General features: G+C 44.6%; 26 protein-coding genes. 5 read left to right on the forward strand and 21 right to left on the reverse strand.

From position 1 onward, the window contains the following. Positions 1 to 196: 196 nt before the first annotated feature. The 19 genes from H8K36_RS02100 to H8K36_RS02190 all read right to left on the reverse strand — a co-directional run bounded on the left by H8K36_RS02100 (position 197) and on the right by H8K36_RS02190 (position 16,994). Complete coding sequence (locus H8K36_RS02100; RefSeq protein ID WP_186915311.1) at positions 197 to 1,411, reverse strand: EAL and HDOD domain-containing protein; 1,215 nt, start codon at positions 1,409 to 1,411, stop codon at positions 197 to 199. A gap of 24 nt (positions 1,412 to 1,435) precedes the next feature. Then, positions 1,436 to 2,065: a protein phosphatase CheZ gene (gene cheZ / locus H8K36_RS02105; protein ID WP_186915310.1), complete on the reverse strand. Its 630-nt coding sequence runs from the start codon at positions 2,063 to 2,065 to the stop codon at positions 1,436 to 1,438. A gap of 27 nt (positions 2,066 to 2,092) precedes the next feature. After that, complete coding sequence (gene cheY, locus H8K36_RS02110; RefSeq protein WP_186915309.1) at positions 2,093 to 2,488, reverse strand: chemotaxis response regulator CheY; 396 nt, start codon at positions 2,486 to 2,488, stop codon at positions 2,093 to 2,095. A gap of 98 nt (positions 2,489 to 2,586) precedes the next feature. Further along, positions 2,587 to 3,663, reverse strand: a complete 1,077-nt coding sequence (locus tag H8K36_RS02115) for a protein-glutamate methylesterase/protein-glutamine glutaminase (protein WP_186915308.1) — start codon at positions 3,661 to 3,663, stop codon at positions 2,587 to 2,589. Positions 3,664 to 3,724: 61 nt separating this feature from the next. Continuing rightward, complete coding sequence (cheD, locus tag H8K36_RS02120) at positions 3,725 to 4,333, reverse strand: chemoreceptor glutamine deamidase CheD (protein WP_186915307.1); 609 nt, start codon at positions 4,331 to 4,333, stop codon at positions 3,725 to 3,727. 3 nt (positions 4,334 to 4,336) lie between these two features. Further along, positions 4,337 to 5,224, reverse strand: coding sequence for a CheR family methyltransferase (locus tag H8K36_RS02125; protein WP_186915306.1), 888 nt, complete (start codon positions 5,222 to 5,224; stop codon positions 4,337 to 4,339). 61 nt (positions 5,225 to 5,285) lie between these two features. Next, positions 5,286 to 5,798: a chemotaxis protein CheW gene (locus tag H8K36_RS02130; protein WP_186915305.1), complete on the reverse strand. Its 513-nt coding sequence runs from the start codon at positions 5,796 to 5,798 to the stop codon at positions 5,286 to 5,288. Positions 5,799 to 5,838: 40 nt separating this feature from the next. Continuing rightward, positions 5,839 to 7,866 (reverse strand): chemotaxis protein CheA, encoded by a 2,028-nt coding sequence (cheA, locus tag H8K36_RS02135; protein WP_186915304.1) that lies wholly within the window; start codon positions 7,864 to 7,866, stop codon positions 5,839 to 5,841. A gap of 49 nt (positions 7,867 to 7,915) precedes the next feature. Then, complete coding sequence (locus H8K36_RS02140; protein ID WP_186915303.1) at positions 7,916 to 8,281, reverse strand: response regulator; 366 nt, start codon at positions 8,279 to 8,281, stop codon at positions 7,916 to 7,918. 49 nt (positions 8,282 to 8,330) lie between these two features. Further along, positions 8,331 to 8,876: a chemotaxis protein gene (locus H8K36_RS02145; protein WP_186915302.1), complete on the reverse strand. Its 546-nt coding sequence runs from the start codon at positions 8,874 to 8,876 to the stop codon at positions 8,331 to 8,333. A 60-nt stretch (positions 8,877 to 8,936) separates the two neighbouring features. Further along, on the reverse strand, positions 8,937 to 9,854 hold the full coding sequence (gene motB / locus H8K36_RS02150) for a flagellar motor protein MotB (RefSeq protein ID WP_186915301.1): 918 nt from the start codon (positions 9,852 to 9,854) through the stop codon (positions 8,937 to 8,939). Between the two features lie 17 nt (positions 9,855 to 9,871). Further along, complete coding sequence (motA, locus tag H8K36_RS02155; protein WP_186915300.1) at positions 9,872 to 10,732, reverse strand: flagellar motor stator protein MotA; 861 nt, start codon at positions 10,730 to 10,732, stop codon at positions 9,872 to 9,874. Positions 10,733 to 10,869: 137 nt separating this feature from the next. Continuing rightward, positions 10,870 to 11,622 carry a class I SAM-dependent methyltransferase gene (locus H8K36_RS02160; protein ID WP_186915299.1) on the reverse strand — a complete coding sequence of 251 codons (753 nt, stop codon included), beginning with the start codon at positions 11,620 to 11,622 and terminating at the stop codon, positions 10,870 to 10,872. A 53-nt stretch (positions 11,623 to 11,675) separates the two neighbouring features. Then, entirely contained in the window at positions 11,676 to 12,218 is a 543-nt protein-coding gene (flhC, locus tag H8K36_RS02165; protein WP_186915298.1) for a flagellar transcriptional regulator FlhC, read from the reverse strand. 36 nt (positions 12,219 to 12,254) lie between these two features. Further along, a complete protein-coding gene (gene flhD, locus H8K36_RS02170) occupies positions 12,255 to 12,572 on the reverse strand; it encodes a flagellar transcriptional regulator FlhD (RefSeq protein ID WP_186915297.1) in 318 nt (105 codons plus the stop codon). Positions 12,573 to 13,177: 605 nt separating this feature from the next. Further along, positions 13,178 to 13,894, reverse strand: coding sequence for a DNA polymerase III subunit epsilon (gene dnaQ / locus H8K36_RS02175; protein WP_186915296.1), 717 nt, complete (start codon positions 13,892 to 13,894; stop codon positions 13,178 to 13,180). A 33-nt stretch (positions 13,895 to 13,927) separates the two neighbouring features. Continuing rightward, the gene (gene tilS, locus H8K36_RS02180) at positions 13,928 to 15,322 is read right to left on the reverse strand and encodes a tRNA lysidine(34) synthetase TilS (protein WP_186915295.1); all 1,395 of its coding nucleotides are present in this window, start codon (positions 15,320 to 15,322) and stop codon (positions 13,928 to 13,930) included. Continuing rightward, on the reverse strand, positions 15,319 to 16,293 hold the full coding sequence (locus H8K36_RS02185; RefSeq protein ID WP_186915294.1) for an acetyl-CoA carboxylase carboxyltransferase subunit alpha: 975 nt from the start codon (positions 16,291 to 16,293) through the stop codon (positions 15,319 to 15,321). The genes tilS and H8K36_RS02185 overlap by 4 nt, the downstream gene beginning before the upstream one ends. 53 nt (positions 16,294 to 16,346) lie before the next feature. Next, on the reverse strand, positions 16,347 to 16,994 hold the full coding sequence (locus tag H8K36_RS02190) for a DNA-3-methyladenine glycosylase family protein (protein WP_186915293.1): 648 nt from the start codon (positions 16,992 to 16,994) through the stop codon (positions 16,347 to 16,349). 497 nt (positions 16,995 to 17,491) lie between these two features. On the opposite strand from H8K36_RS02190, the gene H8K36_RS02195 reads away from it, so the two are divergent. The 5 genes from H8K36_RS02195 to H8K36_RS02215 all read left to right on the forward strand — a co-directional run bounded on the left by H8K36_RS02195 (position 17,492) and on the right by H8K36_RS02215 (position 22,457). Beyond that, complete coding sequence (locus H8K36_RS02195) at positions 17,492 to 18,496, forward strand: nuclear transport factor 2 family protein (RefSeq protein WP_186915292.1); 1,005 nt, start codon at positions 17,492 to 17,494, stop codon at positions 18,494 to 18,496. After that, positions 18,496 to 20,253, forward strand: coding sequence for a L,D-transpeptidase family protein (locus tag H8K36_RS02200; protein WP_186915291.1), 1,758 nt, complete (start codon positions 18,496 to 18,498; stop codon positions 20,251 to 20,253). The genes H8K36_RS02195 and H8K36_RS02200 overlap by 1 nt, the downstream gene beginning before the upstream one ends. A gap of 117 nt (positions 20,254 to 20,370) precedes the next feature. After that, positions 20,371 to 21,114, forward strand: a complete 744-nt coding sequence (locus H8K36_RS02205) for a peptidylprolyl isomerase (RefSeq protein WP_186915290.1) — start codon at positions 20,371 to 20,373, stop codon at positions 21,112 to 21,114. Positions 21,115 to 21,160: 46 nt separating this feature from the next. Then, positions 21,161 to 21,649 carry a peptidylprolyl isomerase gene (locus tag H8K36_RS02210; RefSeq protein WP_186915289.1) on the forward strand — a complete coding sequence of 163 codons (489 nt, stop codon included), beginning with the start codon at positions 21,161 to 21,163 and terminating at the stop codon, positions 21,647 to 21,649. A 28-nt stretch (positions 21,650 to 21,677) separates the two neighbouring features. After that, positions 21,678 to 22,457, forward strand: coding sequence for a UDP-2,3-diacylglucosamine diphosphatase (locus H8K36_RS02215; RefSeq protein ID WP_186915288.1), 780 nt, complete (start codon positions 21,678 to 21,680; stop codon positions 22,455 to 22,457). A 62-nt stretch (positions 22,458 to 22,519) separates the two neighbouring features. Here the strand turns inward: H8K36_RS02215 and cysE are convergent, their stop codons facing one another. Both cysE and rlmB read right to left on the reverse strand, forming a co-directional pair. After that, positions 22,520 to 23,266, reverse strand: coding sequence for a serine O-acetyltransferase (gene cysE / locus H8K36_RS02220; RefSeq protein WP_186915287.1), 747 nt, complete (start codon positions 23,264 to 23,266; stop codon positions 22,520 to 22,522). Positions 23,267 to 23,381: 115 nt separating this feature from the next. Further along, positions 23,382 to 24,122: a 23S rRNA (guanosine(2251)-2'-O)-methyltransferase RlmB gene (gene rlmB, locus H8K36_RS02225; RefSeq protein ID WP_186915286.1), complete on the reverse strand. Its 741-nt coding sequence runs from the start codon at positions 24,120 to 24,122 to the stop codon at positions 23,382 to 23,384. Between the last annotated feature and the right edge of the window lie 70 nt (positions 24,123 to 24,192).

Genomic DNA, 24,192 nt, shown 5'->3' on the forward strand with positions numbered 1-24,192 from the left:
AGGGATCGTCTGAATAGACCGAGTTTCCACCCTTATTTCCCAAGAACAAGTATTTTAAGCTGCTCATTTTGCCCGGTAAATGCTGGCTCAACGCGCTTTGATTGACATTGTTAGTACATTAAAAAAGCCGTCGAGACGACGGCTTTCGGGGGAAGATACTGGCTTTGAAGAGAATGTTGTAGTGTGGGCTAAGACACTAGGCGGAAATAATATTTTTCGACCAAACTAAAGAGGACAAATGGGCTTTGTTCACATCCCCAGGCGCAATTTTCAATGTTTCAGACAAAGACTGTACCAACATGCTATTGAGTTCACAGGCCTCTGCAAGAGCCAGATAAGGCCCATAAATACCGCCGCGAGACACCAATGCTTCAACCACACTCTCCGGTAATTGAATGGTCGACAAGACCTCTTCCATTGGCAATCCAAGCAAACGATCTAACAGCGAAAACATACCAGCAACAAACAAATTTTCAGCTTCGGTCTTGGACATAAATGGTTGTCCAAGCAATTCCGCGAAACGCCCGCGCACAATCGCGGTTTCTAATAACACCGGAGAATTACCGTTAGTACTAGCGGTTGCCAACAGCAGAGAAAGCCAACGGTATAACGGACTGTAACCTAGAATCGTCACCGCATGCTTCAGAGATTGCACTTCTGTGCGCAAACCAAACCCAGCAGAGTTAATATAACGCAAGAGCTTATATGCGAGCGCAGCATCGCGCTTAACGACCGTTTCTAACTGCTGGATATCTGCATTTTTGCGAATCATCTCCATCAACTGGAGAATTGTTGTTTGCGTGGTATTGAGTCCTTTATGACTTGGATTTGGTCTCGGAGTTAGGTGTAATTTTCCGACAAAACTGCTCAATCCCAAGGCGGCGCAAGCTTCAAAACTCTGCCAACTTCCCACATTTCTTGCCACCATTTGTACGTTGGATTGCTTCAGTGCCGCATAGGTTTTTGCCTGAGCAGCCAGATTCGCTCCATCGATTTGAACTTCGAAATGGGTAATTAATGAGAAAATTGAACGGTCAAGAGCTGTGGCATCAGCGTTTCTCAAACAAATACCAAATCCTAACTGCCTCAATTCTTTGATCGCATCTAGAGATTGTTGGTCTCCAAAATATCGTTTCGAAAAAATCAGTACCGTATTTGCAGGTGCTAATTTTTTTAAGCTCGCTGCTTGAAGCAACCCAGGAACTGCCTCTAAGAAAATAATGCTATCCCCAAGGAGAAAACCGTTTTCTTCATCGTTAAGCTCGTCAGCCACAAAGGCGATTAGAGCGTCGATCGCAGGGACGTCGACCTCACCACTAGCACTCTTACTTTGCCAAGATAACTGAAAACCAACTACACGCTGCGCTGGATCTAAAAGAGGTTCTCGAACGATGAAATTTGGCTGACTCATAAATTTTGTATTGAAGGTGAAACGCTAAAACCCGAGACTATCTAACAAGTCATCAACCTGTCCTTGGTTTGCAACCACGTCAGACTTACCCTCAGGGTTTACTTGCGGGCCGTTCAGCAAACCATCTTGCTGAGGACGCTTAATTTGTTCGGGAGAATACTCGATAAGCAGCTGTACCAATTGCTGCTCTAAGTGTTGGGCTAATTCGGTGACTTTCTTGATTACTTGGCCAGTCAAGTCTTGGAAATCTTGAGCCATCATAATTTCAATTAGATGAGCCTTTGTTTCCTTCGTATGGGTATTGGTCGACTCCAAAAACCCCAATGTCCTTTCTAATTGCGCCCGGTATTGTTCTTGGGACGCATTAGCAGCAAGAAGTGACTTAATCTGTATCGCCAGATCTTTTGCTCCATCATCGAGCGACTCTTGCAAAGGAATCGCAGCATCGGTAGCGTTTAGTACACGCTGTGCAGCACGCTCTGACAACTTTGCCACATAATCGAGTCGATCACGTGCGTCAGGAATATCCTCAGCCGCGCGTTCAAGGAGTTTATCTAGTCCCAGACCACGCAGGCTGTCATGCAAAAGGCGTGTCATATGTCCAACACGAACCAAAAGCTCGTCGTGTTGAGAGTGTTCAACTCTGGTGTTCATATCGACTCCGAAAGATCTCGATTTGATTTAAGCGGGCTTGCCTAACTTTTCGAAAATCTTTTGTAGCTTCTCGTCCAAGGTTGCGGCAGTAAATGGTTTAACGACGTAACCATTTGCACCTGCTTGTGCGGCAGCGATAATGTTTTCTTTCTTCGCTTCTGCAGTGACCATCAAAACAGGTAATTTAGCCAAAGCAGGGTCAGCACGAATATGCTGCAACATCGTCAAACCATCCATATTTGGCATGTTCCAGTCCGAGATAACAAAGTCAAAGTCCCCACTCTTCAACTTAGCCAAACCCAGAGCTCCATCTTCCGCCTCATCAACGTTTGAATATCCGAGCTCCTTGAGCAAATTTCTCACAATGCGACGCATCGTTGAAAAATCGTCAACAACTAAAAACTTGAGGTTTTGATCAGCCATAAATTACTCCATGATTTCTAAAGGACGGGTAATACACATTATCGGTTATATAAACAAATTTGGGGAAGCAAAATACAACAACAGTCAACAATAAGACACTAAACACGCAACGCTCTGCTACCGTGTTGCTCCAAATACCCAAGGACACGTGTAGGTAAATCGTTCAAGGCCGCGACTTCATGCACCGCACCCACGGCAATAGCTTCCCGTGGCATTCCAAATACCACGCAGGTGGCTTCGTCTTGAGCAAAGTTAAAGGCGCCCGCTGCCTTCATTTCCAACATACCCTCCGCACCATCTTTTCCCATGCCAGTCAAAATGACACCGACTGCATTCTTCCCTGCAAATTTTGCCGCAGAACGAAACAAGACATCAACCGAAGGACGATGACGATTAACCGGTTCCGACGCGTCCAATTCAGTGACGTAATTCGCACCACTACGAGCCAACTTCAGATGAGAATGTCCAGGTGCGATATAGGCATGACCTGGCAGAATCCGCTCACCACCTTGTGCCTCAGAGACGGAAATCTTACAAATTCCGTCCAGACGTTTAGCAAAAGATTTCGTAAAACCCTCAGGCATATGTTGAGTAATCAAGATACCCGGACAATCGGAAGGCATTTGACAGAGAAAACTCTTGATCGCTTCTGTACCACCTGTCGATGCACCAACAATAATAAGCTTCTCACTACTCAACAATGGGTTTTTCATTGCTGGCAACACGCTAGAGCTAGGTGCTGCACTTGCTACAGAACTCACTGCGCGCGTACGCACTTTTGCTTTTGATGCCGCGCGAATTTTGTCAGTGATGACATGTGCATATTCAAGCATGCCACTTTGAATTGAAAGTTTTGGCTTGGTCACGAAATCGACCGCTCCCAGCTCCAGCGCACGCATGGTAATTTCCGACCCTCGTTCGGTCAGAGATGAAACCATGATGACTGGCATTGGCCTTAGACGCATCAATTTCTCGAGAAAATCTAAGCCGTCCATTTTCGGCATTTCGACATCCAAAGTTAGGACATCAGGATTTGTTTGTTTAATGAGTTCACGCGCAACTAAAGGATCGGGAGCAACGCCAATAACCTCCATATCACTTTCATTTCGAATGATCTCAGACAAAATACTGCGAATAAGCGCTGAATCATCGATGATGAGAACTTTAATTTTCATTGTGTTTCTCCGTACGAACGCCTATTCACCCAATGTAGAAGGAGCTGAGAAATCATTTTAATCAAAACAAATCCACGTCACCACCAACTGGTGCACTCTTGAGCCTGCTCGCGTAATCGAGTTCGCGTTTTTTGAGCGTGTCGTTGTGTTCGACTTTGAGTTTTTTGACTAAAACCTTTCCTGTACGCGGAAAAAAATAAACTTTTCTTGGATAGATATCGTTAAGATCTTCTGCGATTACTCGCATTCTCTCCATGCGCAGGTAGTCCAATACAAACTTCGCATTACGCTCGCCCACGTTGATCGATGTAAACCCCCGAAGAACGTTACCACCACCGAATACTTTGGCTTCCATGTTCTCTCGCTTTGCTCCCGCCTTCAACAACTCATTGATCAATACCTCCATTGCATAGGTACCATAACGCATGGAAGCAGAGACAGGATTCTCAGAATTTTCCCCTCCGTCGGGCAACATAAAATGATTCATTCCACCAACGCCGGAAACACGATCACGGATGCAAGCAGAAACACATGAACCGAGCACGGTCACAATCAGCATATCTTTACCGGTGAAATAATATTCTCCAGGTAGAATTTTCGCCGCATCGCAATCAAAAGTGCGATCGTAATAAACATTCGTCGCAAAGTGTTCTTCACTAAACTGACTCATGGATCACCCTTTATTTAATTCGTGTGAATTCATTTTTTTTCGTTTTTCTTCTGCGGTCGCTAAAACATAAACCGTCTTACCACGCAGCTTAAAATCATCCGAGACATAAAGAAAATTTTCAGAATGTCCGGCAAAAAGTAACGCGTCCGATTTCATCAATGGCACAAACTTCCTGAGAATTCCTGACTGCGTTGGCTTATCAAAGTAAATCATGACATTCCGACAAAAAATGGCATCAAAGTCGCCTTGTATATGCCATCGATCGTCTAACAAATTAAGCGGTTCAAAGGTAATTAGATTCCGTATTTCCGGTCTAACCATCACACTTCCATCATTCCGACCTTTGCCACGCAAGAAAAATTTCCTGACGCGCTCTTGCGACATTTTTTCGACGCGATCAATGTTATATACGCCCTTTGCAGCAACAGCCAACACATTGGTATCAATGTCAGTTGCGACAATTTCGAGGTGCGGAGACATCGTCCCCAAAGCCTCACATACAGTCATGGCTATCGAATAAGGTTCTTCCCCTGTGGAACTTGCGGAGCACCAAATACGTAAGGGGCCATGCTTCTTTTTCACATGTTCAGCGAGGATAGGAAAATGATGTTCCTCCCGAAAAAACGAAGTTAAATTGGTGGTCAATGCATTCGTGAATGACTCCCATTCTTGGCTCTCAGTTTCTCGTTCCAACATATTCAAATATGTCGCAAAAGAATTAATTCCTGTTGCTCGCAAGCGGCGTGCCAAACGGCTATAAACCATCTCTTGCTTGCTCTCAGAAAGCGAAATCCCGGCGCGTTTATAAATCAGTTCGCGAACTCGATCAAAATCACGATGATTAAACTCAAACTCTTTTTCGCCGTCACTGCGCTCAGATTGTTTTGCCATTATTGGTATTCGCTTTCAGCACTCAGGCATCAACACTTTCTCAATTTTTTCGAGCTCAATCTTATTCCGCATGATCCAGTAGTCCCATTTCTGGGCTCGACATCAGCTTCTCGATATCAACAAGTATCAGCATACGTTCATCTAACGTACCCAAACCGATTAAAAAATCATCATTGAAAGTTGTATTCATTTCTGGCGCAGGGCGCACTTGCTCCGGCATCAATGTCATCACGTCTGAGACACTATCGACCACCATACCAACGACTCGCGTTCCAATATTCAAGATAATGACTACAGTGAGTTGATCGTACGTCGGCGTTCCGAGATTAAACTTAATCCGCATGTCAACAATCGGCACAATTATCCCGCGAAGATTAATTACGCCTTTCAGGAATTCTGGCGCATTTGCGATTCGAGTGACAGCTTCATAACCTCGAATCTCCTGCACTTTCAAAATATCAATGCCGTATTCCTCGCTGCCCAACGTAAATGCCAAGAACTCGTGTCTGGTGATGTCACCGTCTGCTGGTTCACCAGATGCATTTTTGGTGGTAACGCCCGCGCTTTGTATCATGATAGTTTCCTCGTTTAAAGCTCAAGTCTTCAAAAAAATTTTATCGAACTGCACGTAGCAGAGCTGCGACGTCTAAAATCAACGAAACCCCGCCATCACCGAGAATTGTAGCCCCCGAAATTCCTGGGATTTTTCGATAGTTAGATTCGATATTCTTCACTACAACTTGTTGCTGCCCTACTAAATCGTCAACAAACAAAGCAGCTTTCTTACCATCGACCTCGACGATCACTGTGATTCCATTTGATGGATCAGTGTGACGCGGAACAATATTAAAACTCTCATAAAGTGGTATGAGTGGGAGATATTCTTGTCGAATTTTAATGACTCTACCTTTGCCATTAATCTCTTTTATGTCTTCACGTTGTGGCTGTAATGATTCGACAACGAAGCCTAAAGGAAGGATGTATATTTCATCGCCAACCTTAACAGACATACCATCTAAAATTGCTAAGGTTAATGGAAGCGAAATAGTGATCGTCGTTCCAAAACCACGGGCAGATTTAATATCTACTACACCGCCCATCTGAGTGATATTACGTTTGACGACATCCATTCCGACGCCACGACCGGAAACATCAGTCACTACTTCAGCGGTTGAGAAGCCAGGCGCAAAAATCAACTGCCAAACATCCGAGTCAGACATAGAATCTGAGACCGCCAGTCCATTTTGCTTTGCCTTTGCTAAGATTTTCTCACGATGTAAACCACCACCATCGTCGCAAACCTCAATCACAATATTTCCGCCTTGATGCACAGCAGACAAAGACAATTTACCTGATTCGCTCTTGCCATTTTCGACTCGAGTGGCAGGCATTTCTATGCCATGATCGATACTATTTCGAACCAGGTGAGTTAAGGGGTCAACGATGCGTTCAATCAAACCTTTGTCGAGCTCAGTGGATGCGCCATAGGTGACGAACTCGACTTTTTTACCAAGTTTGGTAGCAAGATCTCGAACCATTCGTGGGAAACGTGAAAACACATAATCCATCGGCATCATGCGAATCGACATCACGGCCTCTTGTAGGTCGCGTGTATTGCGCGTTAAGTGCGCCACGCTGCTAAGCAAACGCTCGTTGGAAACTGGATCGAGGTCCTGTGTTCGTTGGGTGAGCATCGCCTGAGTAATTACCAATTCGCCGATTAGATTGATAATTTGATCGACTTTTTCAATACCAACACGAATGGTAGAAGATTCTTGTGAACTAGCGCTCTTCTCTGCCTCTTTCTTTGCAGTCGATTTAGCCGCTGGAGGTGGTGGTGGCGGTGCTTTTTCGACCGGCTTGGCTGCTTCCTCCGCAGTTTCAGTTTCTGGCGGGAACATTGCATCCAGAGGCTCAAAGAATCCGTAGCCTAAATCGTCATCGCTCGGTTGCACAGCTGCCACGACTGCTTCTTCAGTAATCGTCAACTTATCAGCATCGGTGATAAACGAGCAAACCGCTAGAATGTCATCTTGACTACCGTTAGTCTTAAGATAGATCGACGACTTTCCATTTGCGCCCTTCTCACTCTGCGCGTCTCCAAGTAGTCCTAGCTCGGAAGTCAACAACTTCAGATCATCATCGCCAACCTCGGCAAAGCTCACTCGAAAGGCGTGATGATATGTCTCTGTTGTTTCGGCCGCATTATTGACCGGAGCCAAATTTGCGACTGGTGCAGCCTTAGCCGCGAGCTCGCCTTGGACAAAAGACTGCAATAGCATACGAACGTCACCAACAGCATCAAGATCTACGGCAGTGCCATGACGGTGCCCATCGAGTTGCATTTTCAAGACATCTTTCGCCGCTAGAAAAGCATCAACGTGATCGGAAGTGAGCGCCATTTCTCCCTTACGAATCTTATCGAGCAGATTCTCAAGGATGTGCGTAACTTCTGTCATATCGTTCAAACCGAACGTCGAAGCACCACCTTTGATCGAGTGAGCAGCACGGAAAATAGCATTGAGATCCTCAGGGTCAGGCGATGAAACGTCGACACCCAATAACAACTTTTCTTTCTCAGCCAGGAGTTCTTCCGCTTCATCAAAAAACACCTGAAAGAACTGACTCATGTCAATCGTCATTATCCCACCCCATTATTTACTCGAATGATCTCGCAAATATGCGTCCAGATTAGCCAATCACTTTTTTCACAACTTCAGTTAATTTCTGAGGATCAAATGGCTTCACTAACCAACCATTTGCGCCGGCAGCACGCCCTTTAGCCTTCATGTCGTCACTAGACTCGGTTGTAAGCATCAAAATTGGTACACGTTGATAGGTCGCCAAAGCCCGCAGCGACTTGATCAAAGTTAAGCCATCCATGCGCGGCATGTTTTGGTCAGTCAATACCAAATCGACGACCTGATTTTTTGCTTTTTCCAAACCATCCTGTCCATCGACAGCTTCGATTACCTGATAGCCGGCGGCCTTCAAACTAAATGCCACCATTTGGCGCAAGGAACCTGAATCATCCACTGCTAAAATTGTCTTAGCCATCATTACTCCATTTATGAAAAATTGAGAAAATTCTCAGTTCTGTCAATCATTAAAACAATTCAATATCACCACTATCAAGATGCTGCTGATTTACTGTTTTCCGCAACAAACTCTTTAACTCAATGCTCTGACGTTGCAGTCTTTCAGTGATCTCTGATAGCACGCCAGCGATTTCTTCTGTGCCCCCATCATGTGGAATGTCATTTCCCACGTCTAAGGTTGAAAGTAACTCGCGTAGACCCGCGCTGCGTTGCACCGTCCGAGAGATCAATTGGCTCGTAAGATCTTGAAACTGCAAACTGGTGACGGCTCGATTAATATGCAGTGCAATATCTGCTTGGATTTGCGCCAGTTTATCGACACTCTCTTGGGGCACTTTTCCGTCACTGATAATTTCTCTAATATGCTCTTCTTGTACGGTTATCGAACTATGCAAATCAAGAAAACTAGCACCAAGCTTTTCGATAGCCTCAGCCAGCAAAAGCGTAGTCTGTACGAGATCAGTTTCGACCTCGACCAAATGATCAACACCGTGGTCGGAAACACCAGCCAGCAGTTCCTTTACCCGAGATCCCAACATCTGTTTCTTCGACATCTTTAGCATCCCATTCTGCAACGTTACAGTTGCAATCTTTTAAGCAATTAATGAATTACATTACTTTTTTGGTTCCGTTATTACATCAACTTGCTTACCAACATCGATCTCACCACCATCTTGCGACGCCGATTGTTCGGCTTTTTTATTCATTACAATAATACTGATCCGGCGATTAATAGGGTTCAAAGGATCACCCTTATCAAATAGAACGGACGAAGAAAGGCCAACAATCCTTAGAACTTTAGTCTCATCCATGCCACCGTAAATCAGTTCTCGACGCGAAGCATTTGCGCGATCAGCTGACAATTCCCAATTGCTATAGCCTTTTTCACCGTGTCCATATGGTGCAGCATCGGTATGACCGGACAAACTAATCTTGTTCGGAACCTCATTCAATGCCAAACCGATTTCATGCAAAATCTCTTTTGTGTACGGCTGTAAATCCGCATTACCGGAAGCAAACATCGGACGATTTTTTTCATCCACCATTTGAATTCGCAAGCCTTCAGTCGTGATATCCAGCAGTAGTTGCTTCTTAAACTGTTTGAGTGTTGGACTCGCTTCTATTGCGGCCTCAATCTTCTCTTTCAAACTTTTCAGGCGTTCAGCATCTACTTTTGCTAGCGCTGCTTCCGCCGCCTGAAGGTTATAAGTTTTCTTAGGCGCCTCAATATCACCTTTACGAGTTTGCCCTTCCCTTAGAGATAAATCTTTACCACCACCCTTAATGACACTAGAACTATCGCCACTACCGTCACCACCGGACATGGCCACTTTCAATGGCGTTTGAAAGTACTCAGCAATACCTTGCAAATTACCTTTAGCCGTTGAACCCAAAAGCCACATCAACAAGAAAAAAGCCATCATCGCAGTGACGAAGTCGGCATAGGCGATTTTCCACGCACCACCATGATGACCACCACCATGTTTCTTGATGCGCTTGACGATAATGGGTCTGAGCTCTTCGTTTGCCATGATTAAATCAAAGGTGTTTATTTAGACTTCGATTGTTTAATATGCTCTTCCAACTCAGAGAACGTTGGCCGCTCAGTGGAATACAAAACCTTGCGTCCAAATTCAACAGATAATGCTGGCGCATAACCATTCAAACTCGCTAACAGCGTCACCTTAATGCATTGAAAAGTTTTAGATGACTCATCCAAATTTTGCTCCATTAAACTAGCCAACGGACCGACAAAACCATAAGCCAGCAAGATACCAAGGAAAGTGCCAACCAAAGCATGGGCAATCAAAATCCCCAACTCTGCTGGTGGAATACCCACAGACTCCATGGTATGAACCACACCCATCACCGCCGCAACGATACCGAACGCAGGCAAACCATCACCTAATTTCGCAATAAAGTGGGCAGGTGCTGCACCTTCGTGGTGATGCGTCTCAAGCTCGTTATCCATCAGGTTTTCAATTTGAAATGCATCCATATTGCCGGACACCATCAAACGAAGATAATCACCTAAGAATTCCATCAAATGATGATCGGAGACCACCAAAGTGTATTTGCTAAAGAGCGGGCTTTCCTCAGGCTTTTCGATGTCTCCTTCGATCGACATCAAGCCTTCTTTCCGAATTTTTGTGAGGACATCAAACAACATTGTCATCAGCTCCATATACAAGGCTTTGCTGTATTTAGAACCTTTGAATACGCTAGGCAAAGCCTTTAATGAGGCTTTGAGAGTTTTAGCATTATTACCGACCAGCGAAGCACCGACTGCAGCGCCACCAATCATGAGTAATTCGAGCGGCTGAAAAAGAACGGCGAGATGACCGCCTGACATGACAAAACCGCCGAAAACGGACCCGCAGACAACGATATAGCCGACGATGACTAACACGAGTGAGACTCCTCAAGAAGAACTGCCAAACACCAAAATTAAATCCGTAGAGCAATATCTAAAGAATACCAGCGATCTAGTAATATGAGGCAACATTTTCCAAAATATTGCTCAAAAAATATATTTCTGTTGTTTCATTATATGCGCCACCCGTATAACACCGGCCCACCGCCCTTCATCTCAAGCGTAAAACTCACTGGCACATCAGGAATAATGAACTCATAACTCAATAGCATCGAGCCTTTTTTCATCTCTGTACTTGCCTTATCCCACAAATCTGGCATAGCCGCAGGAGAAAGATAACAAAAAACAACATCAAATTCGCTAAGATCTAAGCTAAAGTAGCTTCCGAATAGAAATTTAACATTTGAACCTCGCAAGATACGCCGGATTTGACTGCAGCAATATGGCAAGGGAGCGATTTCAATCCCAAAAAATCGGGCGTTTTTACGTGAATCCTCCAGACGAAACAATAAGCCACCCAGGCCACTTCCCAAGTCAATTAAACTTGGAGACTCAAACTCATCAAGCAAGGAAGCAATTGGCTCAGCCAATGAAGAACGTGATGGGTAGTAAGGCACTTGTGTCTTGTACGTAGACCAAAAGACGAGAGCGCAAACAAGTAAGGCAGCCAAATATGCTATAGGTGCGATATTTTGCTGATAGGCGAAATAGATAATCGACGGGAAGCATAACTGTATAAGCGCCCACCACCAATCGAACCTAAGAATCAGCGAGAGAATTGCAGCTGCAGAGCCACAACAAACTAGAAATGCATATGGTGAAGCGATAAACCCGAAAGCTCGATTTAAAAGTATCAGAAAAAGAAAGCCTAGAAAAAAAGAGACAAACTGTATTCCCAGCGATTTAATCCCGATCGATACTTTCAAAGTGCGCCCTTTCTACTTTTATTTAAGAGACGCACTATTTCAAGCAAATTTAACTAGTGCGTCAACTCGGCATGCTTTGCCTTCTTCGTTTTACCAGCCCTCGACGGGACATGGCATAAACCGCAAGCATAATGATCGTGCAAGTCTAATGTATGCCCAACGAATTGACCACCGCAATGCTCACAACGCACAAAAGACAACATATTACCCTCGAAAAAACGAACTAAAGTCCAAGCCCGAGTCAACGAAAGAACAGGCTCTTCGCCGTCAGCCACAGGCATCTGCTCGAGGTATAACTTATATGCTTTAACCACCGCATGAATACCATTGACACCAGCATGTTCACGGAGGTATTTAAAAATATTCATAAACAAGGACGAATGAATATTTGGCTGCCAAGTAACAAACCAATCCGCTGAAAATGGCAACATTCCTTTCGGTGGTGATACACCTTTAAGCTCTTTATAAATCTTCAAAAGTCGCTCACGTGACAAGGAAGTTTCAGACTCAAGCAATTGCAAGCGAGCGCCAAGATTGACTAGATCAACCGCTAATTGGATTTCGTTAGCTTCATTCACTATACTTTTGGTCACCATAATATTCCCCTCAGTGCGCAAATAGATTCGATGAAATTAAGCAATTTCTTCGACGTTTTGGCCAGCCATCAAAATGGCAGCATGAGACTGAGCCAAACTGCGCTCTTTGTTATAATTGGTCAACATACAGAGAATTGAGCTATCTTCGAAGCGGAAGCGTGCCAACATCATGTTGGAGCCTGCCAGTTTCAAGATTTGAGAATTATTTAATCCCTCGATCAAATCAGCGATTTCCTTCCCGATACCTAAGCGGAAAATTGCCGTTGCTTTATCTGCACGGATCATTTGTTGCGCAAGCATCAAATAGCTCAAGTTTGCATCGCGAATTTCAGCCATCATATCATTTGGTGTCATTTTAGCACTCCCACATATTTGCCCTAGCGAAATGTATTGCCAGTGGGATACATTGTGTTACCAAGGAAAAATGTGTTGTATCAGAGAAATGATGTAATTTCGCGCAGAAAAAGATGAACGACCACATAGGATATCCTCCTACATATGGTCGGTAATTTGATATTGCACCGTTGATAATGCAAAATTTGAATTGTCTTCGAAATAATTGATAATTTTTACAAATTAGAAATTTTTCGATAAAAAACAAAGACTTACAAAACTACTTTTGCAACCCTTTCGCTTCTTAAAATCATTAACGGCAGACTTTAGGAAAACTTTAGGGTTCTCTCAAAATATTTTTTACTTACTTTTAGTCTTTGTCGTACCACTCTTAACGGACAGGATTAGGAAAACTTGAGGTTTTTTTTTGAGATTACTCAAAAAAAATGTTGGAAATTTGCCGAAAAGTAACAAAACAACAAACAAAGACATTGATTCCCTGACATCTTAGGTTGATATAAAAGCAAAATGGAGCACTCTCTCGAGGACTCCATTTGCTAATTTCATACCTAAATATGGCAAAACACTGAAACTTTTATTTAAATGAATGCGTGGAAGTTGCTGAATTAAACTGGAATTTCCTTGTTTTGCATCCAAACGCTACTTCCATTCTTGCCAATATCCTCCAATTGCTTCTGGTGTATTTCGATTTCTGCCTCACTCGCACGGAGAATCAAAATATCGTAATTCGCTTCATCAATAATGACTTCTTCAACCGTTTGAGTTTGCTGTTCTGCCTCGTCATCAAGGCTGATAAAACTATTTTGCCCACGTGACATCGCCAAAAAAACATCCGCCAAAAGCTCCGCATCGAGCAACGCACCGTGCAATTTACGATGGGCATTTGAAATTTCATACCGATCGCAAAGTGCATCGAGTGAATTACGCTTTCCGGGATGTAGTTCTTTTGCTTGAACCAAAGAATCAATTACCGTTCCAACGTATTGATCGAAAGGGCCCCGCCCCAAAAGCTCAAACTCGGCGTTCAAGAAGCCCATATCAAAAGGCGCATTATGGATAACCAGCTCCGCGCCCTGAACGTACTCCAAAAACTCTTCAACGATTTCTGAAAATTTTGGTTTATCACTCAGAAACTCGGTGGTTAATCCATGGACAGCTAACGCTCCCTCTTCAGATTCACGTTCCGGATTGATGTAACGATGAAAGTTATTTCCCGTCAACTTACGATTAATAAGTTCAACGCAACCGATTTCAATGACTCGGTTTCCTTGACGCGGATTCAAGCCTGTGGTCTCAGTATCTAAGACAATTTGTCTACTCATTTCGTTTTACTCTTCTCTCTTTTGATGCACTTTTCAGGGGTTATCTTTCCAAGATATTCGAATCTTGGGTCCTGGCTCTTCACTCAAAAAATATGCATCGATGCCTACTTCCGCCACAAACAACAATCGTTCGTCCATGAACAGAAATGGTAACTGGGCACGTCGCCAAAATGGAATGCGGCAAGTTTGGAAATGACTCTTCATGTCTCTTGAGGGTCTATTTTTTCCGAGTCGAAGACGAATCCCAGAAACACGTCTTTGGACTCGCAAGCTTTTTCCATAAAGTTGCTGAGGACTGATTCCAACCTCAGCTTCTTCAAAGCTTAATCTTCCATTGAACTCAGGGATTTCAATTTCCCCTTCCCCCATCCATAACAAATTGACGACTGGATCGGGATCTTGATTCGGAGCGCTTCGTATCAAATAAATCTTCTCATCATATCGAGACAGTGTGAAGTCAAGATGCTGAATACCTATACGTGCATCTGCTCGAGCGCTAAATAACTGTTTGCGCATTTCACTCAACTTCGATGTTGATGGCATCTGTACCTTAGAAATACTGAGCCAATACCGAAATAGGTTATCAATGCGATCTGTACTTAGATTAACTAGATGTTTGAGTTGCAGCGCATCCTCATCCAGAGCTGCCCTAAGATCAGAATCCGCCAGCTCATCCAACATGCGGTTTGCGGAGCGCATATGTGAGGCGCTTCTAGCCAGCCTCTGTGAAAACTTTGGTGCGAGCACTTCAAGTTGCGGCATTAATTGCCGTCTAATCGCATTTCGAGTAAATCTGAGATCCTCATTTGACTCGTCATTTACGTGACTCAGAGAGTAGTGTGCGCAAAAGACTTCCAAATGTTTTCTTGTTTCATGCAACAAAGGTCTTGCAACCATAAGCGACGCGCTATGGAGCAAATCAGGGGCAAAATTGAAGTCATCCATGCCACCTAGCCCACGCGGGCCGCTTCCACGCAACAACTGCATCAGCAAAGTCTCTGCTTGGTCATCAATATGGTGGGCTGTAAGTAACAGAGGGATCTGGTGTTTAGTGCATAGCGTACCGAGCGCCTGATAACGCTCCCGACGCGCTGCAGCTTCTAAACCTTCGCCATTCAAATTGATTTGAACTCGTTGAAAATCGAAAGGCACACCAATATTAATACACTCAGATGCGCAATGCTGCATCCAAGCATCGGCGTTACGACTCAAGCCGTGGTGAACGTGAAATGCAAAACAGGGAATTTGTTGGTCTGCACAGAATCGGCTGACCAAATGTAGGAGTGCAGTAGAATCGAGTCCACCGCTATAAGCAACTGCAATTCCGTGCTTAAGAGCAAGTGGGACCTGATCTTTTAACAGGCCAGCAAGTTTGGCAACCGCGCGGTGTTCAAACGCATCGACAGATGCCGCCAGCCCTAAACTCATTCAGATACTCGAGTTTCCTTAAAGGTGCCATAGCTCATCAACTTCTCATGACGAGCCGCTAGCAGGTCCTTAGTTTTCATACCTTGGAACTGACGCAGTGTATCGGCAAGAGCACGCTTAACCAACGCGCACATTTGCTTTGGATCGCGATGAGCCCCGCCCAATGGTTCATTGATAATCTTATCGATTAAACCCATAGCCTTCAGACGATTGGCCGTTAAACCCAATGCTTCTGCAGCGTCTGAGGCACGCTCAGAAGTTTTCCACAAAATTGAAGCACAACCTTCTGGAGAAATAACCGAATAAGTTGCATATTGCAACATCAGGACCGAGTCACCCACTGCCAGTGCCAACGCACCGCCCGAACCGCCCTCACCGATAATGGTCGCGATCAAAGGTACCTTCAATTCAGCCATCACATATAAATTGTGACCGATTGCTTCAGACTGACCGCGCTCTTCAGCATCAATACCTGGCCATGCGCCGGTGGTATCAATAAACGTAAAGACTGGAATATCGAACTTTTCAGCAAGCTTCATTAGGCGCATTGCCTTACGATAGCCCTCTGGCTTTGGCATACCAAAGTTGCGCATTGCACGTTCTTTAGTATCGCGGCCTTTTTGGTGACCAATTACCATACAGGCTTGGCCATTGAAACGCGCCAATCCACCAACAATCGCAAGGTCATCAGAAAATGCACGATCGCCATGCAACTCATGAAAATCAGTGAAAATCTGATTAATATAATCGAGCGTATATGGACGCTGAGGATGACGTGAGATTTGAGAGACCTGCCACGGAGTTAACTTGGCATAAATATCTTTAGTCAACATCTGACTCTTCTGGGATAGTCGGTCAATTTCTTCAGAAATATCGACTGCAGAATCGTCTTGAACAAAACGCAATTCTTCGATTTTTGTTTCAAGTTCCGCGATTTGTTGCTCAAATCCTAGGAATGTAGTCTTAGTCATCGTGTCCCCTTAAAAAATCCACACGAGTTAGAAATAGGTGTCGATTGTACCATTTATACGGCCTTAGAATCCAAACTTCGCCACATATACCATGTTGCAACCGTTCGCCAAGGCTCCCAATTGGCGGCTACCTCACGGATATCAATCCGAGAAACCGGCTCACCAGAAAAGTAATTTTTGCTAATCCCACTTATTAATCCTGCATCATCAAGCGGCAATATATTTGGCCGCAGCAGATTGAAAATCAAGAACATCTCAGCGGTCCAACGACTGATGCCACGAATCTGGACGAGTTCAGCGATTACCGCCTCATCCGACATATCAATCCATTTGTCTACGTGGACTTTACCGTCTTGAAAATGACTTGCGAGATCCAATATGTAATCTGTCTTGCGCTTCGAAAGGCCACAGCTCGCCAATGTCTCACGCCCCACTTTCAAGACTTCGGCTGGGGTCGACTTCGGACAGGCGACCAAATACTTTTCCCACAAGGCAGCAGCCGAGTTTGCGGTGATCTGCTGAGCGATAATAGACCTCGTCAGTGTTGTAAAGGCATCGTCACGGCCCAACAAGTAAAGATCGCCAAACTGCGGTATTAAACGACGCAAAATACGATCTCGTTTCATGAGCTCGCTTTTAGCCTCGTCCCAATAATCAGGAACATGCAACTCGTTTTTGCGGTTTGAATTATTTGTTTTCATTTTTCTTGATATCTGCCGCGCTCGAACACAAACTTGTCTTTAATTTACGTTCTTTCCATTCGCCATCCGATTTGCGGCTCAAACGGCAAGGAAAAGCGCCTGATTTTACATCAAACCGGAACTTGAGAACGCTTTTTTCCACCTTCCAAACAAAAGTTAAAGTATCGAATTCACCGTTTTTGTTCGTGAAAATTTCTAATTCGCGTTCGCATTCCAATACTTTCACTGGAATTACTCCAATTAAGAAAGAAATCTCTTTTTGTTCATTCTCCAAAATAGTTCAATAAAGCGCGGCGCCAGAGAGGACACTGAATCAATGAACTAAATATTTAGATGCAAACCGTAGCACATGCTCAAATTTGTGACTTTTTAGAGCGAATTTACAGAATAGCTACCCGCATGCACGGGTTTATTTGCTAAGATTGCGCCTGACCAAATTAACAAACATGTCATGGACTAATTCGTGACATCTTTTTAGAAAAGACAATTCGTACACTATGCGCAATCCCATCAAAAACGCATTTGCGATTTCCGCACTGTTTGCCATTCTCGCCCCAGGCCTGGTCTACGCAGACGATGCGAGCGACGCCAGCAAATTGTACAAAGCAGGTCAACTGAACGAAGCGATCAAAAAAATTGATGCCGTGCTCGCCCAAAAACCAAAAGATGCGCAAATGCGTTTCCTCAAAGGTATTATTTTGACCGAGCAGAACAAATCTTCAGAGGCGATTGTCGTATTCACAAAATTAACCGACGATTTCCCAGAACTTCCAGAGCCATACAACAATCTCGCCGTGCTTTATGCATCGAACGGGCAATATCAAAAAGCGAGCGCTGCTCTAGAAATGGCGATTCGTACTAATCCAACTTATGGCACCGCACATGAAAATCTTGGGGACGTGTATGCCAAGTTGGCAAGCCAGTCATATGACAAGGCTCTACAACTCGATTCGAGCAACTCCACGGCCAAACTCAAGCTCAATTTGGTAAAGAACTTAATCGGTAACACAACGGGCGGCACCAATCCCAAATTAAATCCGCCTGCAGCTGCGAATGTGCCCGTTACGACACCACCAGCACCAACACCTGCAACAGTGGCAGCGGCAAACAATTCAAAACCTGCTGAGCCAAAGTCTAATGTCAAACCAACTTCAGCTGTCTCTGATAAAGATACTGTGACGAATGCGGTTGAATCATGGGCAAAAGCGTGGAGTAATCAGGATGTAAATAAATATTTATCTTATTACGCCAAAGATTTCCAGACACCGAATGGCGAATCGCGCAGCAATTGGGCGGAAGACCGCCGTTCACGAATCGAAGGTAAAGGTAAAATCAACGTCCGCATTGAGGATCTCAATATCAAAGTTGAGGACAACACCGCTACCGTTAAATTCAAACAATATTACACTTCTGATCGCCTGTCTTCGACCAGCCGCAAGGTTTTGGTGATGACCAAGCACGATGGAAAATGGCTGATTAAGCAGGAACGTTCGGGTAGCTAATGGTTTCATTTTTTCGAAGTACACAGCCAGCACTGCTCAGTGCTGGGCAACGCCTGCTCGTAACAACATTGTCTCTGTTCTTGATCAACAGTCCATGCGCGTTCGCTAGCGGTACGAATAATCCTGCGCCAAAACCAGACTTGGCAACAATCAGCAATGGTCCCAATCCAGATCTTCTATTGATCGACGTCTATAAAAGCCTAGCTAACAATCAGATAACAAAGGCTCAAACACAAATTGACAGTTTATTGGCTGCCTACCCAAACTTTCAACTAGGCCATTTAATTCGCGGTGACTTAATTGCGATGCGTGCCAAACCTGTCACACAGTTAGGTGCTGCAAATTCGAATAGCGACAAACTAAAAGATCTCCGCGCTGAAGCAATAGCCCGTATACGCGCTATCACTGAAAAGCCATCGCCCGATCTAGTGCCGCTCAATCTATTGGACATGGCCGAAGATCAAAAATATGCGCTGGTCATGGATGCTCAAAGAGCCCGTATTTATTTATACGAGAACGTCAACGGTGTGCCCAATCTGCGCAGCGACTATTACGTAAGCCAAGGTAAGTTCGGTGTCGATAAAGCCAAAGAAGGCGACCAAAGGACTCCCATCGGCGTTTACTTCATTACGAACCGCGTTCCAGGCGCGAAACTACCAGACTTTTACGGGCCAGGCGCTTTACCGTTGAACTATCCAAATGAATGGGACAAGTTACGTGGCCGCGGTGGCTCTGGAATTTGGCTGCACGGCGTTCCCGCAACCAACTATAGCCGCCCTCCTCTCGCATCAGACGGCTGTGTGGTGTTAGCCAATCCGGACTTCCTCAAAGTTTCCGCCATGGTGGATATCGCCAAGACGCCAGTCGTGATTAGCGAACGACTTAATTTCGTTAGCCGACAAGTGTGGTTGAACGAAAAACTCAATGCACGCAAAATGTTAGACCTTTGGCGTCAAGACTTTGCGTCTGCCAATCCCGTGTTTTTGGCAAAACATTATTCACGTGGCTTCAAGAGTTCTAACGGTGATAATGCAGCCACATGGATCCAAAAACAGTACGCTGGTTTGCAAGGAATGAATGACAGCGCGGTTAAGATACGTGAGCAGTCGCAATTCAAGTATCCTGGCCGCGAAGATATGATCGTGAGTTTCTTCACCCAAGATATTAATACAAGCCGTGGGGTCGCGACTTTCAAACGACGTCAGTATTGGGCCAAAGAAGGTACACAATGGACTATTGTTTTCGAAGAGAATAATTTCGTCTCTGGCACCAAGCCAGAGAATGAAGTAGCAAAAACTGAAAAACAAAAAGTTGAGCCAATCAAAGAGCCAAGCAATACGACCAATAATTCAGTTGCAATAGCCGCCAATCAGGCAGCAAAAAATAAACAAAATAATGACAAGAAAAATAACCAACAGGCTCAAGCTGAAGTCTTGAAAACGGTAGATCGTTGGCTGAACGTATGGGCTGCGAAAAACACCAAAGCTTATTTAGGGTATTACGCTAAAGATTTCCAAACCCCAAACGGAGAGTCTCGCAAATCGTGGATGGAAGAACGCAAATCCCGAATTGAAGGCAAAGGCAAAATCACCGTTAGATACGAATCTCCAGTAGTTTCAATAGACGGCAATAACGCTACCGTAAAATTCCGCCAACATTATCAATCTGGAGCATTGGTCGCAAGTAGCCGTAAAACGCTCTTAATGGTGAAACAAGATGGCAAGTGGCTCATCAAACAAGAGAAAACCGGCAGCTAATCTTGAAACGTTTTACACGGAATAAATAAGCTAAAATAGTTGCCAAAACAAAGCCTGAGCATTTGCATTTCAAACGATAAGTTAATCGAATTATAGAAAATTTTTTCTGGAGGAAAAATGGGCGCACGTTTTCAGCGTAACAATACACTCAGTATATTTTTTTTCAGCCTGTTTTTCTTCGCTACAACAGCTTGTGCACAAAACGGAACGCAAACGGCTGAGCAAACAGTTGCATCTCAACCGGTCTTGACCTCGCAGATAGTTTCGTCGCCGAGCAAGCCGCTGCCGAAGGTAAAAATCAAAACCACGCTTGGCGATATCGTGCTTGAACTCTACCCCGAAAAAGCACCTAAAACAGTCGAGAACTTTCTCCGTTACGTCAAGAAGGGGCACTACAACAAAACGATTTTTCATCGTGTAATCGACAATTTCATGATTCAAGGTGGTGGCCTCGATATCAAGATGAATGAAAAACCAACCGAAGCAGCTATCACCAACGAAGCTGGAAAAGCATTCGAACAAGGTCTAAAGAACGATATCGGCACTATTGCGATGGCTCGCATGCAAGACCCTAATTCTGCAAAAGCGCAGTTCTACATCAACGTCAATAACAATGATTTTTTAAATTATCAACCTATCGGCGTAGGTGATCCTGTCGTCGTCATGAAGAATGGAGAGCCAATCACCTTACCTCGCTCACGCGCCTTGGTTGCAGCAGCAGGTTATACGCCTTTCGGCAAAGTAATAGAAGGCTGGGAAACGGTCGAAAAAATCAAAGGTGTGACAACCGGCGAAAATGGCATACATCAAAATGTGCCACACAAACCGATCACTATCCTTAGCATACAGCTCATGAAGTAAATCAAACTACATTAAGAAAACTCAACAAGACAAACAGGAGAAAAATATGGCTGTTCTACTTACCACGAATCTTGGAACTATCAAAATTGACTTGAACGCAGAAAAGGCCCCAAAAACCGTCGCCAATTTTCTGAGTTACGTTGAAGCAGGTCACTATGCTGGCACCATTTTTCACCGTGTTATTCCTGGTTTCATGATTCAAGGCGGTGGTTTTGAAGTAGGCATGAAACAAAAACCAACCAATGCTCCTGTTGAAAACGAAGCAAATAATGGCTTGAAAAACGTTCGTTATTCGCTAGCGATGGCACGCACAAGTGACCCACATTCTGCCTCTGCGCAATTTTTCATTAACACGACGAAAAACGATTTCCTCGATTACCCAGGTCAAGATGGCTGGGGCTATTGTGTATTTGGAGAGGTTGTAGAAGGCAAAGAAATCGTGGATAAGATCTCCGCTTCGAAAACTACACGTTCTGGTATGTTTTCCGATGTCCCCGTTGAGAGTGTGATTATCGAAAAAGCAGAAATTGTTTAAGTCGACAGTCGTATTTTACTGATCAAGAATGAAGCTTTCAAAAGATTCAGCTGCAACCACGAAAGCGCAAGCACGTAAGCTTGCGCTTTTTGTTTCAGATGTACATCTGAGCCCTGCATTACCAAAGACAACTGAACGATTTCTCTCTTTCTTGTCGCATCAAGCGCGAGACACAGAAAATTTATATATTCTTGGTGATCTCTTCGAATATTGGGCTGGCGACGATGATTTAAATGATCCTTACATTTCAAGCATCGTCAAATCAATCAAGTCAGTGAGCGAGAGCGGAGTCAGATTATTCTGGATTGCAGGAAATCGCGATTTTCTAATCGGGGCACAATTTTGCACGACTATCGGCGCACAAGCGCTAGTTGATCCAACGCTACATGAACTAGGCGGTAAGCCTTTTCTCTTATCTCATGGCGATGCTCTGTGCACTGACGATTCTAGTTATATGCAGTTTAGGGAAATGGTGAGAAACCCCGCTTGGCAACAACAGTTTCTTGGAAAGCCTTTGAGCGAGCGCAAAGCGATCATTGAGGGTATGCGCAAGATGAGCCACCAGGAACAACAAACCAAACGCATGGAGATCATGGATGTGAATCTCAATGCCGTAAATGATTTGGTAAAGGCACATTCAGGGTGTACCTTGATTCATGGGCATACTCATAGAAATGCAATTCACAGGGAAGAGTTTGCAGAGCGCTACGTTCTACAAGATTGGGATTTCGATCATAGCGCACAAGCACGAGGCGGATACTTAGAGCTAGACCATCAAAGTCAACTTCGTTTTATCCATCTGGTCTAATTTCGGCAAACACTCCTGAATAACTTAAAGTCAAAAGTCTTGAACTTAAGCGTGAATTAAGCTCAATCAACGAGTTGCGAAATTTCATCCGCACTGATGGGCTTCTGGTTCAAGGATTTTTCACAAACAATTCCTGCGCTAACTATCGCCGCACGCAAACGATGAATTTCTTCTTGTTGCGCACAGACATGCTCAGTCAAATGCTTGAACGCTTTCGAGATTGGATCATCACCATTCTGGCTCAAGCCATATGCACTGAACGCTGAACTTTCATTTGCATTTTCTTTTTCAGTTGGTGACTTAACGATATGCGCGGGGTTACCAACTGCTGTCGCACCTGCTGGAACAGGCTTAGTCACGACAGAATTTGAACCAATCTTCGCACCAGCACCAACGGTAAAACTGCCCAAAACCTTAGCACCAGCACCGACGATCACGCCATGCTCTAAAGTTGGATGACGTTTCGCGCCTTTGGTAAGTGAAGTCCCGCCCAAGGTAACGCCTTGGTAAATAGTACAATCATCTCCAATGACCGCAGTTTCGCCAATTACAACCCCAAAGCCATGGTCGATAAATACGCGACGGCCAATACTAGCGCCGGGGTGAATTTCAATACCCGTAAAAAATCGAGCCAAATGGGCAATAAAGCGTGCCAGCCACTTTAATCCACGACCCCAACACCAACTTGCCCAGCCATGCATAACAATGGCCTGCAAGCCCGGATAGCATGTGATCACATCCCAAGTATTACGGGCGGCTGGATCACGTTGAATGATGCTGGCGATATCTTCGCGAAGATGCTTAAACATGGTAAAAATCTGACGAGAGCGTCACAATTGTCGTGCAAAGACGCTAGTGTAGAACGATTCTTAGATTCATGCAGGCGTTCGGTCTTGCGCGACCGAACACCCACCTATTTTGATTTTATTGACTTGCAATACGTTGACGACGTGCTTCGTACAGACACACACCTGAGGCGACAGAGACATTCAAACTTTCGACTGAGCCCAGCATAGGAATTTGTACCAGCATATCGCAGGTTTCACGTGTCAAGCGACGCATACCCTCGCCTTCATTTCCCATGACGATCGCAATTCCACCCTTGAAATCTACATCGTAAATCGTTTTATCGACATCATCAGAGGTTCCGATAATCCAAATGTCGCGTTCTTTCAAATCGCGCAAGGTACGTGCCAAATTTGTCACCGTGATATAAGGCACCGTTTCTGCCGCGCCACTGGCCACTTTGGCCGCAGTCGCGTTTAGACCCACTGCCCTATCCTTGGGGGCGATCACCGCATGAGCGCCGACACCATCCGCCACACGTAAACAGGCACCCAAATTATGTGGATCAGTAATGCCATCTAAAATCAACAATAATGGGGGGCCTTCGATAGCATCGAGCAACTCATCCAAATTACGTGCTAATGACAACTCACCTGCTTTTGCTACGACACCTTGATGACGGCGCGTACCAACTATATTCGACAGACGTTGATCATCAGCTTGAATGATACGAATGCCCGCGGACTTCGCTGCATGGATCAATTCCTGCATACGTCGATCAGAGCGATCGCTGTCAACGTAAATTTCTTCAACCGAGGAAGCCTCGTGACGGATACGGGAGGTAACGGCGTGAAAGCCGAAAATCATTTTGCTTTTCATTGGACTTCTCTAATCATGCGAGGCTAGCTTTCAAAAACCACCTCGACTTCATATCAAAACTAAGTAACGT

The organism is Affinundibacterium nitidum (assembly GCF_014284155.1).
Taxonomy (GTDB): domain Bacteria; phylum Pseudomonadota; class Gammaproteobacteria; order Burkholderiales; family Burkholderiaceae_D; genus Undibacterium; species Undibacterium nitidum.

What these genes read in the sequence shown, in the direction of transcription:
- H8K36_RS02185 (WP_186915294.1), bottom strand. Translation starts at nt 16,293, where the DNA reads ATGACTAAGACTACATTCCTAGGATTTGAGCAACAAATCGCGGAACTT.
- cheZ (WP_186915310.1), bottom strand. Translation starts at nt 2,065, where the DNA reads ATGAACACCAGAGTTGAACACTCTCAACACGACGAGCTTTTGGTTCGT.
- H8K36_RS02195 (WP_186915292.1), top strand. Translation starts at nt 17,492, where the DNA reads ATGCGCAATCCCATCAAAAACGCATTTGCGATTTCCGCACTGTTTGCC.
- cysE (WP_186915287.1), bottom strand. Translation starts at nt 23,266, where the DNA reads ATGTTTAAGCATCTTCGCGAAGATATCGCCAGCATCATTCAACGTGAT.
- motB (WP_186915301.1), bottom strand. Translation starts at nt 9,854, where the DNA reads ATGGCAAACGAAGAGCTCAGACCCATTATCGTCAAGCGCATCAAGAAA.
- H8K36_RS02210 (WP_186915289.1), top strand. Translation starts at nt 21,161, where the DNA reads ATGGCTGTTCTACTTACCACGAATCTTGGAACTATCAAAATTGACTTG.
- H8K36_RS02100 (WP_186915311.1), bottom strand. Translation starts at nt 1,411, where the DNA reads ATGAGTCAGCCAAATTTCATCGTTCGAGAACCTCTTTTAGATCCAGCG.
- dnaQ (WP_186915296.1), bottom strand. Translation starts at nt 13,894, where the DNA reads ATGAGTAGACAAATTGTCTTAGATACTGAGACCACAGGCTTGAATCCG.
- flhC (WP_186915298.1), bottom strand. Translation starts at nt 12,218, where the DNA reads ATGGTGACCAAAAGTATAGTGAATGAAGCTAACGAAATCCAATTAGCG.
- cheD (WP_186915307.1), bottom strand. Translation starts at nt 4,333, where the DNA reads ATGAGTCAGTTTAGTGAAGAACACTTTGCGACGAATGTTTATTACGAT.
- H8K36_RS02130 (WP_186915305.1), bottom strand. Translation starts at nt 5,798, where the DNA reads ATGATACAAAGCGCGGGCGTTACCACCAAAAATGCATCTGGTGAACCA.
- H8K36_RS02145 (WP_186915302.1), bottom strand. Translation starts at nt 8,876, where the DNA reads ATGTCGAAGAAACAGATGTTGGGATCTCGGGTAAAGGAACTGCTGGCT.
- cheY (WP_186915309.1), bottom strand. Translation starts at nt 2,488, where the DNA reads ATGGCTGATCAAAACCTCAAGTTTTTAGTTGTTGACGATTTTTCAACG.
- flhD (WP_186915297.1), bottom strand. Translation starts at nt 12,572, where the DNA reads ATGACACCAAATGATATGATGGCTGAAATTCGCGATGCAAACTTGAGC.
- H8K36_RS02140 (WP_186915303.1), bottom strand. Translation starts at nt 8,281, where the DNA reads ATGGCTAAGACAATTTTAGCAGTGGATGATTCAGGTTCCTTGCGCCAA.
- H8K36_RS02125 (WP_186915306.1), bottom strand. Translation starts at nt 5,224, where the DNA reads ATGGCAAAACAATCTGAGCGCAGTGACGGCGAAAAAGAGTTTGAGTTT.
- H8K36_RS02205 (WP_186915290.1), top strand. Translation starts at nt 20,371, where the DNA reads ATGGGCGCACGTTTTCAGCGTAACAATACACTCAGTATATTTTTTTTC.
- rlmB (WP_186915286.1), bottom strand. Translation starts at nt 24,122, where the DNA reads ATGAAAAGCAAAATGATTTTCGGCTTTCACGCCGTTACCTCCCGTATC.
- H8K36_RS02190 (WP_186915293.1), bottom strand. Translation starts at nt 16,994, where the DNA reads ATGAAAACAAATAATTCAAACCGCAAAAACGAGTTGCATGTTCCTGAT.
- H8K36_RS02215 (WP_186915288.1), top strand. Translation starts at nt 21,678, where the DNA reads ATGAAGCTTTCAAAAGATTCAGCTGCAACCACGAAAGCGCAAGCACGT.
- cheA (WP_186915304.1), bottom strand. Translation starts at nt 7,866, where the DNA reads ATGACGATTGACATGAGTCAGTTCTTTCAGGTGTTTTTTGATGAAGCG.
- H8K36_RS02200 (WP_186915291.1), top strand. Translation starts at nt 18,496, where the DNA reads ATGGTTTCATTTTTTCGAAGTACACAGCCAGCACTGCTCAGTGCTGGG.
- H8K36_RS02115 (WP_186915308.1), bottom strand. Translation starts at nt 3,663, where the DNA reads ATGAAAATTAAAGTTCTCATCATCGATGATTCAGCGCTTATTCGCAGT.
- tilS (WP_186915295.1), bottom strand. Translation starts at nt 15,322, where the DNA reads ATGAGTTTAGGGCTGGCGGCATCTGTCGATGCGTTTGAACACCGCGCG.